Raw genomic sequence first — 14,302 nt, forward strand, 5'->3', positions numbered from 1 at the left:
ACAAAGCCCCCTCACTCCGGGCAGCGGAGCCACCCTACGTTCACCCCAAACGCTCGCCTTCCGGCTCGTGGTTCTCGTCTCAATGGGGGCTTTCAAAAAGCCCCCTCACTCCGGGCGGCGGAGCCACCCTACGTTCACCCCAAACGCTCGCCTTCCGGCTCGTGGCTGGTTCAGCGCTTGCGGTAGTCCACCTGCGCGCCGCACTCCGGGCAGCGGTCGCCGCGGATCAGCAGGCGCAGCCCGAGCGAGACCAACATGATCGTGATCCCCAGCGGCCACAGCTGGTCGCCGAGGCCGAGCACGCCGGCGCGCTCGAGCACGAAGGCCGCGAGCACCGAGAACACCGCGAGCCCGAACACGGCCCAGCGCAGGTAGCCGTGGGCGGTGATCCCCACCCAGCCACAATCGCCGCAGGTCATGCGTTCGCGGCCGCGCCTGCGCGCCTTGTCCTCTCGCCTGCCTGATTCCTCGCTCATCGCCGCCTCACCGCTCGCGGGGCGAGCATGCCCGCTCATTCATGAACGTGCACGGGCACCCGCTCGCGGGCGCAGGCGGGGTCGCGCTCGCCGCAGTCCGAGGCCAGGTGAGGCTGGATGTCCGGGGCGCGGTGGTCCAGGTAGGCCGCGAGCGCGGCCTCGGCCCGGGGATCTCCGAGCGCGCGCAAGGCCAGCGCCTGGGCACGCAGCAGGTCCTCGTCGCGCGGGCGCAGGGCCAAGCCCGCGACGGCCACCTCCAAGGAGCGCCGCGCCCAGCCCACGCTGCCCAGGGCCGTGGCCAGCTCGGCCGCGAGCTTTGGCGAGCCGGGGTTGGCCGCGAAGGCCCGCTCGAGGTGGGGCACGGCCTGCTCCCAGCGCCAGACCTTGGCCAGGGCGCGGCCGCGGAGGATCTCCGGGAAGGGGTGCCCAGGCTCGAGGACCTCCACGCGATCCGCCAGATCCAGAGCCTCGTCCACGCGACCTTGGCGGGCAGCCACGGCCCCGAGGGCCGCGAGGATCCGCGCCTTCGCCCTGCGCTTCGCCTGACCGCCCTCACCCCCATCGCCCCCCTCATCGAACGCATCGAGGGCCACGAGCGCGGCGTCGAGGGCCTCCCGGGCCTCGGGCAGCCGCTCTTGGACCTGGTGCGAGAGCCCCAGGCCGAGCTCCCACAGGCGCTCGTGCTCCGGGCGCGGCGCGTCGAGCTCGCCCGCGGCCCCCAAGACCAGCGCATGGCGGGCGATCTGCGTGACCGGTGGCGTCGCGCAAGGATCCAGGCGCTGACCGAGCAGCGAGCGCGTGGCCGCCAAGAAGGCCCGCCCGCGCGGCGTCTTGGATTCGGCGCAGGTCTCCTCGGTGAGCGCCTGGGTGCGGCTGCGGTGGAGCAGCTCGGCCTCGACGGTCAGCGGCCCGGCCGCGCGCGCGTCTGTGGGCAGCTCGAGAGCGTAGCGCACGACCACGGCGTCGCGCGGGGCGACCGTGTGATCGAAGGCGACCGCGCGCAGGCGCTCGACCTCGCGGGCCGAGACCAGCTCCCCCGCGTCGTCGACCAGCCCGGCGCGCAGGCGATGGACCTCGCCGGTGGACTCGTCGAGGCTGGCGATCACGCGGCCGGCCTGATCCACGACGCGCAGGCTCAGCCAGGCGCCCTGGGAGTCCCGCGTGCCCCCGGGGAAGCGGTGCCCGACGGCCAGGTTGCGCACGACGAGATCCACGACCACGCGGCCGCGCAGATCCTCGGGCTTGAGCCCGGCGCCGAGCAGGTGGCGCTCGCCCTCGACCTCGACCGCCGCGATGTCGACGCTGGCGACCCCCTTCAAAAAAGCCTGGATCCGCGCCACGGTCTCGTCGTCGCCGCGCATGGCCGCGAGCTGGCTGTGCCCCCCGATGAAGCGGTGGCTCTGGAGGCTGCCAGCTTCGTCGGCCGCGGGGTCGCTCAGGCCCGCGGCGAGGGTCTCGCTGGGCATGTGACAGTCGGCGCAGGCCCGCTCGTCCACGGGCGTGTCGAGGCGCAGCTTGTTGCCGGCGTAGCTCGAGTCACGCCACGGGCCGGGGTCGTCGGTGCCGTCGAGGTGGTGCGGGTGCCCCGAGTGCTCGCCCAAGAAGGCGCGGTGGCAGCTCTCGCATTGGTCCCTGGCCGCGCCGCGATCCATGGACTCGCGGTGTTCGGCGATGCTCAGCGGATCCTCGAGGTCGGGGATCGGGATCGGCGTGGAGGCCAGACGATAGCTGCCGTTGCCGTCGGGCTGCGAGGACTCGACCCCGTGGCAGCTGCGGCAGGCCACGCCGACGTGGGCGCGGGCGTCCGTGGGCGCCACCTCTTTGGCCAGCACGCCGTCGACGAGCAGCGCCGGGTCGTGGCAGCCCCCGCAGAACTGGCTGGCTAAAAACCCGCCTCGCTGCTCGCGGAAGCGGTCGATGGACACGCGGTAGATCGGGTTGTCGAAGCTCGCAAAGGCGTGGGCGCTGGTCCGCCACTGGCTGACGATGCCCTCGTGGCAGCTCCCGCAGGTGTCGGCGTCGAGCAGCTCGCGGCCGCTGACCGGCGCCGGGCCGGGGGCGCGCTCGAAGAGCGCCGGCGCGAACTCGAAGCTCGCGTGGGCGCGCGGGAGCAACGGCGCCGCGATCGGGCCGGCCTCGCTGTCCGCCTCGACGATCCCCGATCCTGCCCCGGACCCGAGCCCAGGCTTCGCCGAGGATCCGCTCGGGTCGTCGCTGGGCGCGACCGAGGGCTCGTCGGGCGCGTCCTGGCGGCAGCCCACGCCCAAGCCCACGCCGGCGGCGACGACCAGCGCCGCGACCACCAAGGACCGAGCGCCCTGGCCCTCGAGCCGCGCGCGCCTCGGCTCGCCCACCTGTCCTCGCTCCCCGGCTCGCTCTGCTCGCGTCATGTCCTCACCGCCGCCTTCGGATGAACCCTGTCAGACCGAACATCCCGAGCAGCGCGAGCGCGCCAGCTCCCCAGCCACCGCTGCCTTGCGTCGAACAGTGCGCGCAGCCCCCCGACGCGCCGCCCCCGGCGGCCTCGCGGGACTCCGCCCTGGCGCGCTTGTTGGCGTGGGGCAGCTTCTCCGGCGGGGCCTCGCTGCTCAGGCCGAGCTCGGCCTGGGCCGCCGCGGTCACGAAGCTGGTCAGCGCCGCGCCGCGCTCGACGAAGGCCAGGTCCTTGGCGACCTCGGTCTCCCCGCTGCTCTGCACGCCCGCGGGCGGGCCTCCCCAGACCCCAAAGCGCGGGTTGGAGCACTGCACCGGCCCCTCCCAGTAGTGGCGGATGATATAGCGAGCCTGAAAATTATCGCCGTAGTCCGCCGGCCGCGAGCCGCGCTCGAGCACCCCATCGTCCTGCAAAAACTCGCGCCCGCCGACGATCGCCGGCGCCGCCTGGAACACCAGGTCCTCGCCCAGCGACTGGCTGTCGTAGCGCGCGTGCAGCCGGGTCAGCGTGAACTCGTTGGCGATGATCCACGCGCCGTCGCCGGTCAGGTGGCCCTGCTCGTCGAAGTACTCGGACATGCTCGGGAGCACGTCGGCCCCGAGCACGCGCAGCTCCTGGCCCGAGAGCGGCTCCACCGGGCAGGGGTCGCAGGAGCTCGCCGCCCAGGCGTACTCGGTGACCACCGCACCAGGGTTTTCCGCCTGGGTGTGGTCGAAGAGCGAGGCGAAGAACTCCCCGAAGCGCTCGCGGGTCTCGTCCTTGACCTCGAGGTTGGTGGGGATCGTGACGTTGGGGTAGTTGGCGGCCTCGTAGCGCTCGCCCTTGCCCAGGATGTGGATCAGCAGGTCCTGGTCGCCCTGGGAGTTGATCAGCCCCAGGCGCACCGGCAGCGAGAAGCTCTCGGCGTCGTAGTGAAAGCGCAGCGGGCTGAGCATCGCCTGGCCGTCCTCACCAAAGCGCACCTTCTGGGCGTCGACCTTGGCCACGAAGAACTTCATGCCCGACTGCACGTAGGGGCGCAGCACCGGCTCGGCGCCCGCGGGGATCGAGTAGCCGTTGTCGCGCAGCCAGGTGTCGAGGCCCGTGGAGTCCTGGGCGCCGAGGACGACCACCTCGTACTCGCCGACGGTGAACTCGGCCTCGATGGTCACGCCGTAGTCGGCCGCTTCGGCCTCGGGCTCGGCCATGGCCATCGACTCGTCGCGCATCATGCCCATGTTGCGGCTGAATTTCTGCGCCGGTCGATAGCAGGGGTCCTGCTCCCAGTACTCGACCAGGCGCGGCGCCGCGAGCTGATCCACGCGCTCGAAGACCTCGCGCCCGAGCACCTTGACGTCGTCCTCGGAGAGGACCACCGGCACCGGCACGACCATCGCAAAGTCCTCGGGCGGACCTTGATAGTTGTTTTGCATCGCCAAGACGGTGCGCTTGCCGTCGCGCATCATCACGACCATGGTCGCGTTGTTGTAGAGCTTGGTGTCGGCCCCCGCGACGTAGAAGCCGCAAAAGGCCGCGCTTGTCGACGGCGCGGCGAAGAGCGCGAGGCTCAGGCCGAGGAGCGAGGCGCCCGCGGCCGCGGCCGCGCGGGGCGAACGAAGGCGCGAGGCGAGGCGGGAGCGGGGGCGGAGTTTGGACGTGATCTTCATGGCGTGGTCCTGGCTGAAAAGCGGCTTGGCGCAGCCGGGCTCGGCTCAACCCCGGCGTCGGCGTCGGCGAACCGGGATCAGCGAGAGCAGGGCCAGCAGCCCGAGGCCCACGCCGCGCTGGAGGTTGGAGTCGTCGGCGCTGCAACGACAGCCCCCGCCCTCGGCTTTCTCCTCGCTGGTATTTTTCGCCCCGCCCGCCTCGGCGCCCGCCTCCGCAGCCACGCTCGCCTCCTTCTCGCCCTGCTCCCCCTTCGCGTCCGCCGTGTCGGCTGCGCCAGCTTCTCCGGCCCCCTCGTCACCTCGTGCCCCCTCGCCCCCCTCGAGCACCGCGACCCCGAGCTGCTCGCCAGCGGACGCGGTCACGAAGCTGCCCAGGCTCCCGGGCCGCGTCCCCACGGGCTGGCGGCGGGCGACCACTGGCTTGCTCTCGGCGTCGCGCTCGTCCGGTGGCCCGCCCCAGATCCCGCGCTGGGGCTGCTCGCACTCGATCGCCCCCGTCCACTCGTGGCGGATGGCGTAGCGGGCCTGGAAGGCGTTTTGCCCGCCAACGCCCTGGGACACCGCGCCTTTTTCGAGGCCGCCTTCGGCCTGCAAGAACTCGCGCCCGCCCGCGATCGCCGGCGCGGCCTCGAAGACCAGGTCTTCGCCCAAGCTCGCCCCGTCGTAGCGCGCGTGCATCCGCGTGAGCACGAACTCCGCGGGCACGCTCCAGCTCAAGTCGGCGTCGATGTAGCCGTTGTCGAGCTTGCCGGCGTAGCTCGGGAGCACGTCCGCCCCCAGGGTGACGAGCTCCTCGGCGGTCAGCGCCGGCTTCGGGCAGGGGTCACAGCTGCCCGCCGACCAGGCGTACTCCGTGACCACCGCCTTGGGCTGCTGCTCGAGGGTGTGATCGAAGAGCGAGACATAGAACTCGCCGAAGTGCTCGCGGGTCTGATCCTTGACGTCGAGGTTGGTGGGGATCGTGACGTTTGGGTAGTTCGCGACCTGATAGCGGGTGCCCCGGGCGAGCACGTGGACGAGCAGATCCTGGGCGCCGGTCTGCCCCTGGCCCTCGCCCTGCGCGGGGCTCGGCGCGTTGATCAGCCCCAGGCGGATCGGCAGGGCGAACTGCTCGCTGTCGTAGTGCACGCGCAGCGGCGACAAGGTCGCGCGCTTGCTGCCGTCGGGCTGGCTGCGAAATTCGACCTTGTCGACGTCGACCTTGGCGACGAAGAACTTCATCCCGCTCTCCACGTAGGGCCGCAGCAGCGGCTCGGCGCCCGCGGGGATCTTGTAGCCGCCCTCGCGCAGCCACGTGTCGAGGCCCGTGGACTCCTTGGCCGACAAGATCACGATCTCGTACTCGCCCACGGTGAACTGCGCCTCGACGGTCACCCCGTGGCTGCTCCCCTCGCTCAGGACTGCCGGCTCCATCATCCCCCTCCCCGAGCTCCTGGCGCTGCCCTTGGTCTGCCCCACATAGGGGTTGCAGGGGTCTTGCTCCCAGTACTCGACCAGCCGCGGCGAGGCGAGCGTGTTGACGCGATCGAAGATCTCCGCGGGCAGCGTCTTGACGTCGTCCTCGCCGAGCACAACCGGCACCGGCACGACCATGGCGAAGTCCTCCGGCGGGCCCTGGTAGTCGTTTTGCATCGACAGCACCGTGCGCTTGCCGTCGCGCATGAGCACCACCGTGGTCGCGTCGTTGAAGAGCTGGGCGTCGGCGCCGGCGACATAGAAGCCGCAGAAGGCCTCGGCCAGCGTGGGCGCGGCGAGCAGCGGGAGAGCGAGGGCGGCGGCCAACAGGGCCGGGCGAAGCGAGCGCTTGGAGGAGAGCATGACAAGCGCGAGCATCGCACTGTCACGTGGGGGCGGGCGGATTTTTTTCGTGGGCTGGCTTGCTTGGATCTGGCTGCGAGACCAGCCCGGGCGGGCGGCGTGGTGAGGGGTCTGTGCTCACTGAGCGCAACAACACTCCACCGTGGAGTTTACCTGCCAGTCCACGGGCTCCTCGCAGCCATGGGAGATGTTCGTGCTGCCGTCGTCATGCTCCTCGCACCACTCCTCGACAGCGTAGATCAAGTAGGTTCCACCTGCGCAGCCATTCTCGACACAGACGCTCCCCTGAACCTCGCAGGCTTCTGAACATGTCGTGATCTCGTCCTTGGTGATGCACTCGCCAAAGGTCGGCGTGCACATCCCGTCCTTGCACTCCCCCACGCCTGGTCGCGTCGGTCCATAGGGCTGGCACATGCCATCGCAGTCACCGTCGAGGCGATGCTCGCCGCAACCTTCGCCCAGCACGAGCACGCTCAGGAGCGTCAGCGTCGACAGGAGCTTCGTCGCCATCGAGTTTTCTCTCACTGGGCGCAGCAGCACTGCACCGTGGAGTTCACCTGCCAATCGACAGGCTCCTCGCAGCCATGGGAGATATTCGTACTGCCGTCTTCATGAAGTTCACACAATTCCTCTACGAGGTAGATGAGGTAGGTCCCTCCGGCGCAGCCGTTTTCGACACAAATGCTACCTTGAACCTCGCAGGCTTCTCCGCAGGTAGAGATCTCATCCTTGGTGATGCACTCGCCAAAGGTCGGCGTGCACATCCCTTCCCGGCACTCGCCCACACCAGGCCGTGTCGGACCGTAGGGCTCACACATGCTGTCGCAGTCGCCAGCGAGTTGGCGTTCGCCGCAGCCCAGACCCAACGCCAGTAGTGCAACGACCGCGAGTTCGCGCCTTGTTTTGGGCATCAGTACGCCCCTCCCCAGCCCACCGGATAGGCCTCTGCCGGATGAGCAACCGGTTCATCGCAAGTAAAGTCCTTCTCTCCCGGAAGGCAGCGCCACAGCGGGCTTAGTCCATCGAGAGCGTCAGGACGAAACCACAGGATGTCGGCACAACCATCATCGTCGAAGTCATCCACATACGGACTGTAGTCTCGGTGCGTCGAAAAAGGCCGCGCCAAGAAGGTCCGCTCCTCAGAGAAAAACCAGATCCTCGAGTTCGTGTTCGCGGCTTCATCGTGACTCGAAAACCACAGGATGTCCGTCACGCCGTTGCCGTCGAAGTCAGCTGCAAAGGGACGAAATTCGCCCTGGAGTTGAGTACTGGCAGCCTCGAAGATCACGCTGTTCATGTTGCCGAGCGACCACCACATGACGTCCTTCACCTCCCCAGGACCATACCAGAAGATGTCTGTGCGCAGATCCCCGTCGAAGTCCCCCAGCACCGGAACGTGCTCCTGCCCGGCAGAGATTCCCAGTAAACCAGCATCACTTGGTCCGACCTTGAAGGCTTCAAACTCACCGGAGGCTAGCCAACTCCACACGAAAAACGAGTTGTCATGTGGCCGCCACCACACGATGTCCTCCCCCGGCGCGCTCGGCCCCCGATAGTGCCCCACCAGCGGGTACCCATACCCAGCGAAGTCCATGCCCAAGAAGCTCGCCTCCCCGTCCTCCACGACCATCAGCGCGTCCCCCTGCGGCCCGGGTCGGTGCAGCAGCACCTGCTCGCTCGCGCCCTGGCGAAAGCGCCCGACCACCGGCAGCAGGTAGTCGTCGAGCGCGAGGCTCGTGGCCGCGAAGCCCTGCCCCTGCCCCTGATCCAGCGCCAGGAGATCGACCAGCCCGGGCCCCGGGCCGTGGATCAGCAAGTCGACGTCCTTGGCGCTGCCCTCGAGCCGCGCGGCCGTCGGTCGCAGGCGCCCGCGCGGATCGAAGTCCGCGCTGCAAGGCGGCGCGCTGCCGTCGACGCAGCGCTCCTCGCGGTCGAAGGTGATCGCCTCGCCCGGACCGCCGGCGACGGTCCAGACCTCCAGGCTCGCGCTGCGCGGGCGCTGCCAGGCGATCCCCCTGCGCGCGCTGCCGCCGTAGGCCAGGTTCGCCGCCGCCTCGCCGGGCCAGGGGCGCCGCCGCGCCCAGGAGTAGGCATAGTAGGCTCCGAGGCGATCGTAGGCCGACAGCCGCGGCTGGTTCGCCGCCATCCCGGCGCAGTAGTCGTAGCCCATGATCGAGTTCGCGTCGGGCGGCGTCAGCTCGCGCCAGGGATCCAGCCCCCCGGCCCTGCAGGCCTCCGCCTCGTCCTCCTGATCCCAGCGCAGGTGCTCGTGCACCCGGCCGATCACGTGGCCGAGCTCGTGGTGCAGGGTCTCCCGCGTCCTGATCTCGCTGGCGCTGAGCTGCTGCAGGCCGATGATCAGCTCGCGCTTCGTCGCGAAGGGCGAGGCCTCGAACTCGTACTGCGGCAGCAGATCCTCCAGGGTCAGGCCGCCGCAGGGGCCGGTGCACTCGGACCCGGTGCGCACGCGAAAGAACACGCCCTGCTCCCCCGGCTTGCAGGTCTGGGGCGCCTGCGCGTCGGGGCTGTCGAGCTCGCGCAGGTGGATGAAGTTGAGGTCGCCGGCGCGCTCCCAGGCGCGGCTGGCCTCCTCCATGAGCGCGGAGAGCCGGGCCACGTTGGCGTCGTGCTGCTCGGGGAAGTCGGCGACCGAGGGCATGACCGGGCCGAGGCACCAGGTCAGCGCGAGCTTGCGGTGGCCGCTCCACACGGCGTCGACGCCATCGGGCGCGTGGGTGGTCGCTCGGGTCGTCTGCCCCTCGCCCGCGCGCCCCTGCTGACGCCGCGCCTCGGCCTGTAGCTGGCGATGCAGCTCGCGCAGCCGCGCGTCGGAGAAGGAGAGGTCGCCGGCGAAGATCCAGCGCTCGCCCCGGGGCTCGGCGTAGCGGGCCGCGAAGGCCTCGAAGCCCATGTCCGCCAGGGCGGCGGGCAAGCCAGCGCCGCGCGCCTCGACAGCCGGCGCGCCGGCGGCCGCTCCCTCCACGCTCAGCGCCTCGTCGAAGGCGAAGGGCTCGCCCATCGCTTCAAAGCCGCCGGCCTGATCCCCCGGCGAGTCGATGGCCTCACCGTCGATGGCGTACCAGTTGAGCGCGCAGGCCTCCCCGCCGGGCAGCGGATGCAGCGGTGCATCGCCGGTCTCACCGACCTCGTCGCTGGCGCGCACGCCCTCGTCGGTGCACGCGACGAGCAACAGCGCCGCCCCAAGCCATCGCCTGGACCGCCGGGCGGACCGCCGCGCTCGAGAGCTCGCCCGGCCCACGCCTCAGGCCCCTCGACGCCTCCGCCGACGTCGGCCCAGGCCCAGCAGGCCGAGCAGCCCCACCGCGCCCAAGGCCGCGGCCCCGCCAGCGCCCCCCTCGGCCGAGCAGTGCGCGCAGCCGCCTCCATCGCCCTGCCCCGAGCCGCTGTGTTTGACGCCGCCCTCGGGGTCGGGCTGCGTGGGCGCGACCGGGCCCTCCGGCAGCGCCCCGACGTCGGCCTCGATCCGCGCCGCGGCGGACTCGCTCACGAGCTCGGCCAGCGCCGCGCCCCGCTCCACGAAGGCCAGGTCCTGGGCGACCGCCGGGGCCTGCGAGCCGCCCTGCGCCTGGACCTCGGGCCACGGCCCGCCCCAGATCCCGCGCTGCGGCTCTTCGCACTCGATCGGCCCGGTCCACTCGTGACGGATGATGTAGCGGGCCTGAAAGTTGTTGTAGCCGTCGGGCTCCTCCATGGCGCCGTGCTCGAGCTCGCCGCTGTACACGACCTCGCGGCCACCGACGATCGCCGGCGCCGCCTGGAAGATCAGATCTTCGCCCAGGGACTGGCTGTCGTAGCGCGCGTGCAGGCGCGTGAGCACGAACTCGTTGGGCACCTGCCACGCCAGCTCGCTCGGCACCTTCTTCTTGGCGAAGGCGCGCTCGTAGCTGGGCAGCACGTCGGCGCCCAGGGTCACGAGCTCCTCGAGGTTCAGCGGCGCCTCCGGGCAGGGGTCGCAGCTGCCCGCGGCCCAGGCGTACTCGGTGACCACCGCGCCCTGCTCCTGGGCGAGCACGTGATCGAAGAGCGAGGCGTAGAAGCTCCCAAAGCGCTCGCGGACGGCGTCCTTGACCTCGAGGTTGGTCGGGATCGCCACGTTCGGGTAGTTGGCGACCTCGTAGCGCTGGCCGCGGGCGAGCACGTGCACGAGCAGGTCCTGGGGCCCGCCGGCGTTGATCAGGCCCAGGCGCACGGGCAGGGCGAATTCCTGCGAGTCGTAGTGAAAGCGCAGCGGCGAGAGCGTGGCCATGCCCTGGTCGTCGAAGCCCACTTTTTGGGCGTCGACCTTGGCCACGAAGAACTTCATGCCGCCCTCGACGTAGGGCCGCAGCAGCGCCTCGGCCCCCGCGGGGATGTTGTACTGCTCCTGGCGCAGCCAGGTGTCGAGGCCCGTCGACTCCTTGGCCGACAAGATCACGACCTGATACTCGCCGACCTCGAACTCGGCCTCGATGGTCACGCCGAGGTCCCTGGACAGGCGGCCCGAGCCCTGCACCTCCATGTCGGCGCTGGGGACCGCCATCGCCATTTCTTCGTAGACGCGCTGCGGCTCGCAGGGGTCCTGCTCCCAGTACTCGACCAGGCGCGGCGCCGCGAGCTTGTCGACGCGATCGAAGATCTCCGCCGGGAGCACCTTGACGTCGTCCTCGCCGAGGACCACCGGCACCGGCACGACCATCGCGAAGTTCTCCGGCGGGCCCTGGTAGTTGTTGGCCATGGACAGCACCGTGCGCGTGCCGTCGCGCATGAGCACGACCATGGTCGCGTTGTTGTAGAGCGAGCCCTCTGCGCCGGCGACGTAGAAGCCACAAAAGGCGTGGGCGAGGGTCGGGGCCGCGAGCGCGGGGGTCGCGAGGGCGGCCGCGAGCAAGGCGGCGCGGAGCGTGGGGAGGCGGCGGAGCATGGCGAACGCGAGGATCGCACCTCTTTTCATCGACTTGGAGATTTTCTGTTCAATTGCAGGTTCCATCGACACAGCGGCGATCTGGCCGCACCGTAGCCCTCCGACATCACGTCCCTCGTCTCGGTCAGCCTGACCTCCGAGCCGCGCGGACTTCGGGAAGCACTAGCTGACCGAGCAAGCCCCAACGCGGAGTCTCCCTCATGAGCTCGCCTCATCTCCAAGCGACCTCAGCGTCGAGATGGATTCGAAACTATATTCCGAGAAATACTCAGAACATCAATTCAACAACACTCAAAGAAACAGACCATCACACCGGGCAAGTTCACAAACACACGACAAGGCATCAGGCGCCCCATGCGCCGGCGCTCACGACACCGCCCAGGCCAATGACATTGACCATCGCCACCGTCTCACACCAAGCGACGATCAGCCAAAAATCACTTGACATACAGACATGCAAAAGTGCTAGACATCATTCATGACCACACAACACAACAATGATGTATATTTCGCCATCACCGGCGTCACGAGCTTTCAATTCGAGCAAAGCTCATCCGACTCATACGCCATCACGAGCGGCCAGCCATGGGGAGGCGTCACGAGTGGCACCAGCAAGAGCGGAGCTCAAGCTCAAATCACAATCGCAGCTGGGCGCAAGGGCTCCGAGGCGGTAGCGACATGGTTCAAGAATCAGGTCGGGAGCGGACAGACGATCGCATGCGACTCAAAAGGAAATTTTCCCAACGATCTTAATTTTGCAGTCATGGGAAACATGACAATCGGAATCGGAGACGACTCCTACCTGTGCGAGAACGTAATCATCGCACAGGGTCATTTCACGGGAGCAAACAACTGGTGGATGGGTAGCCCAAACTGGCAAGGCGCTCACATCTCAATCTCCGGCGCGGCCGTCCAAAAGACGCAGACAAAAGGGCTCATCCCCACCGTGGCAGTCTTCGCCCCTCAGACCCCTTGCTCCAACAATTTCGACATTAGCATCATCGACGCGAAGAAGGTCTTGTAGCTCGCGCCGACGAAACACATCATCCCTAGGCTCGAGACAATGACGTCCAACAAGAAAACCACCGACTCACTGACCGCCAACATCTACACACCACCTTATCGTGTAGACAGCTTCTTCCCCAACCGAAAGACCCCAGGCAACGTCGGTTTGTGCATCAGCGGCGGAGGTTCTCGCTCCCTGGTCGCAGGGATGGGTCAACTACGAGCCCTCGACTATCTTCAGGCCAACGGCGCGAGCTTGCTCTCACAGGTGAAGGCTACGTCAACGGTCTCCGGGGGCTCTTGGGTGGGCGCGACCTATCACTTCTTGAACGACAGTCTCTCCGACAGTTCCTATCTCAACAGCTACATCCCCGACCAAGGTCAGCTCGTGCTCTCGGCTGGGCCCGACAGTTCCCCGGCAGAAGTTCTAGACGAACTTCCCGAAGGTAACATCGGCAAGGTCCCGGCAAACAAGTTGTTTTCCCCCGAGGCTTTGGTCGTACAGGCCGTTCTCCTCAAGAAAATGGGGACACCAACGTCCATGATATGGCAGACACTTGTCGGCCTACATGTGCTGGAGCCCTATGGTCTTTATCGATACGATCAAGACAAGGGGAATTCCCTCTTCTCCTTGGATACGGAAACCCTCACAAAGGATGTCACGATCCCAAACCCGGCGCTGAGCGACGTCCCCGCCGCGCTCTATCCCACCAAAAAGCCGCGCTCGTTTCTAATCTGCAATTTTTCTATGTTTGTAACCTCGAAGCCAGACGCGAGCGGGAGCTTCGAACTCCTCGTGCCCGTCCAGTCGACCCCTTACTACAGTTCGATCGTGGGTTCTCCTGACGCGTTCGACAGCAACGGACAAAAACCAGGCGGCGGCGGCCCAACGGCGTTCGCATTCAACTCTCAGCTCATCAGCCCTGCCAGCGACGGGATCGTGGCCGTCTCCCAGAACCGTCAGTGGGCGCTCGCCGACCTGATCGGGACGAGCAGCGCCTTCTTTGCAGAGGTCCTCGAAAACATACTCACGACATACCAGCAGGACGAGGCGGCTTTTCATGACGCGCTAGAAAAACATGCGGACCTCATTCGCACGTGGTTCGAGCACAAGCTCGAGAAGATCCCGCACTCGATCGTCGAAGTATTGAACTACGCTATGAACCGAGATACGCACGACGTTGACGGGACGACTACGACCTCCGATCTGAGCCAAGCCCTCAGCGATCTTCGAAACCTCGTCCCCCAGTACGACTACTGGTCCGTGCTGGCCAACGCCGTCCCCCCCACCCCCCAACCGGAGCGCTTTGCCGACGGAGGAGACCTGGAGAACACGGGGATCTGCGGCATGCTCGCCTACGACGACATTGACAGCATCATCGCATGCGTCAACTCTGACAACCCCCTGGCGCCCGCGACACATGGCGTCCTGAACGCCGACGGGAGTGAGGTCCCCAATACCCGAGTCATGATCTCGGATCAGATACCCGTGCTGTTTGGATACCAACCATACCAGAAAGGGACCGGATACAAACTCTACGCTGGCGACGACGACCCAAAACAACCGATATTCCGCCACAATCAGGTCTTTCCCTCGACAAGCTTCCCCGAGCTTCTCCAGGGGATATGGGAAAGCAGTGGAAACGCCGCGGGACACACGAACGAGTCCCCCGCGGTCTTCTCTCAGAGCCTGGCGGTCTCGAGCAACGAGTGGTTCGGTGTACGAGGCAATCGTCAGGTGACCGTCGTTTGGGTCTACAATAATTTCGTCAACCAGTGGAACGAGCAGCTCTCCACTGAAGTGCAGCAATACGTCGGAGAGTTGATCTCCAAGGACAAGTTTCCAATGTATCCAACGAGCCACACCTACCTCACCGCTCGAGAGGTCAACCTCCTGGCGAACCTCAGCGCGTGGGTCATCGCCAACCCCCAACAAGCCCCACTCTTCCAGGCGCTGTTTAGCGATAGCAATGGCTGAAGCACGGCCCTGGCTCCCCCCGCT

At 67.8% G+C, this 14,302-nt stretch carries 9 protein-coding genes; 2 read left to right on the forward strand and 7 right to left on the reverse strand.

The annotated features are described in order from the left end of the window. Window positions 1-170: 170 nt before the first annotated feature. The 7 genes from G6O69_RS03405 to G6O69_RS03435 form a co-directional block, all read right to left on the reverse strand. Window positions 171-476, reverse strand: a complete 306-nt coding sequence (locus G6O69_RS03405) for a hypothetical protein (protein WP_172302093.1) — start codon at window positions 474-476, stop codon at window positions 171-173. A gap of 35 nt (window positions 477-511) precedes the next feature. After that, window positions 512-2,866 carry a multiheme c-type cytochrome gene (locus tag G6O69_RS03410; protein ID WP_176396601.1) on the reverse strand — a complete coding sequence of 785 codons (2,355 nt, stop codon included), beginning with the start codon at window positions 2,864-2,866 and terminating at the stop codon, window positions 512-514. Window positions 2,867-2,870: 4 nt separating this feature from the next. Then, window positions 2,871-4,556 carry a DUF2330 domain-containing protein gene (locus G6O69_RS03415; RefSeq protein WP_172302095.1) on the reverse strand — a complete coding sequence of 562 codons (1,686 nt, stop codon included), beginning with the start codon at window positions 4,554-4,556 and terminating at the stop codon, window positions 2,871-2,873. Window positions 4,557-4,601: 45 nt separating this feature from the next. Continuing rightward, window positions 4,602-6,374, reverse strand: coding sequence for a DUF2330 domain-containing protein (locus G6O69_RS03420; RefSeq protein WP_255215683.1), 1,773 nt, complete (start codon window positions 6,372-6,374; stop codon window positions 4,602-4,604). 117 nt (window positions 6,375-6,491) lie between these two features. Next, the gene (locus tag G6O69_RS03425) at window positions 6,492-6,884 is read right to left on the reverse strand and encodes a hypothetical protein (protein WP_172302097.1); all 393 of its coding nucleotides are present in this window, start codon (window positions 6,882-6,884) and stop codon (window positions 6,492-6,494) included. A 400-nt stretch (window positions 6,885-7,284) separates the two neighbouring features. After that, the gene (locus tag G6O69_RS03430) at window positions 7,285-9,564 is read right to left on the reverse strand and encodes an FG-GAP-like repeat-containing protein (RefSeq protein WP_172302098.1); all 2,280 of its coding nucleotides are present in this window, start codon (window positions 9,562-9,564) and stop codon (window positions 7,285-7,287) included. Window positions 9,565-9,636: 72 nt separating this feature from the next. Then, entirely contained in the window at window positions 9,637-11,295 is a 1,659-nt protein-coding gene (locus G6O69_RS03435; RefSeq protein ID WP_172302099.1) for a DUF2330 domain-containing protein, read from the reverse strand. A gap of 478 nt (window positions 11,296-11,773) precedes the next feature. Here G6O69_RS03435 and G6O69_RS03440 point away from each other — a divergent pair, with 478 nt between their 5' ends. Then, window positions 11,774-12,319: a hypothetical protein gene (locus G6O69_RS03440; RefSeq protein ID WP_172302100.1), complete on the forward strand. Its 546-nt coding sequence runs from the start codon at window positions 11,774-11,776 to the stop codon at window positions 12,317-12,319. Window positions 12,320-12,358: 39 nt separating this feature from the next. Then, entirely contained in the window at window positions 12,359-14,278 is a 1,920-nt protein-coding gene (locus tag G6O69_RS03445) for a hypothetical protein (protein ID WP_172302101.1), read from the forward strand. Window positions 14,279-14,302 lie beyond the last annotated feature (24 nt).

The sequence above is a fragment of the Pseudenhygromyxa sp. WMMC2535 genome (genome assembly GCF_011083025.2).

What these genes read in the sequence shown, in the direction of transcription:
- G6O69_RS03405 (WP_172302093.1), bottom strand. Translation starts at nt 476, where the DNA reads ATGAGCGAGGAATCAGGCAGGCGAGAGGACAAGGCGCGCAGGCGCGGC.
- G6O69_RS03410 (WP_176396601.1), bottom strand. Translation starts at nt 2,866, where the DNA reads ATGACGCGAGCAGAGCGAGCCGGGGAGCGAGGACAGGTGGGCGAGCCG.
- G6O69_RS03415 (WP_172302095.1), bottom strand. Translation starts at nt 4,556, where the DNA reads ATGAAGATCACGTCCAAACTCCGCCCCCGCTCCCGCCTCGCCTCGCGC.
- G6O69_RS03420 (WP_255215683.1), bottom strand. Translation starts at nt 6,374, where the DNA reads ATGCTCTCCTCCAAGCGCTCGCTTCGCCCGGCCCTGTTGGCCGCCGCC.
- G6O69_RS03425 (WP_172302097.1), bottom strand. Translation starts at nt 6,884, where the DNA reads ATGGCGACGAAGCTCCTGTCGACGCTGACGCTCCTGAGCGTGCTCGTG.
- G6O69_RS03435 (WP_172302099.1), bottom strand. Translation starts at nt 11,295, where the DNA reads ATGCTCCGCCGCCTCCCCACGCTCCGCGCCGCCTTGCTCGCGGCCGCC.
- G6O69_RS03440 (WP_172302100.1), top strand. Translation starts at nt 11,774, where the DNA reads ATGACCACACAACACAACAATGATGTATATTTCGCCATCACCGGCGTC.
- G6O69_RS03445 (WP_172302101.1), top strand. Translation starts at nt 12,359, where the DNA reads ATGACGTCCAACAAGAAAACCACCGACTCACTGACCGCCAACATCTAC.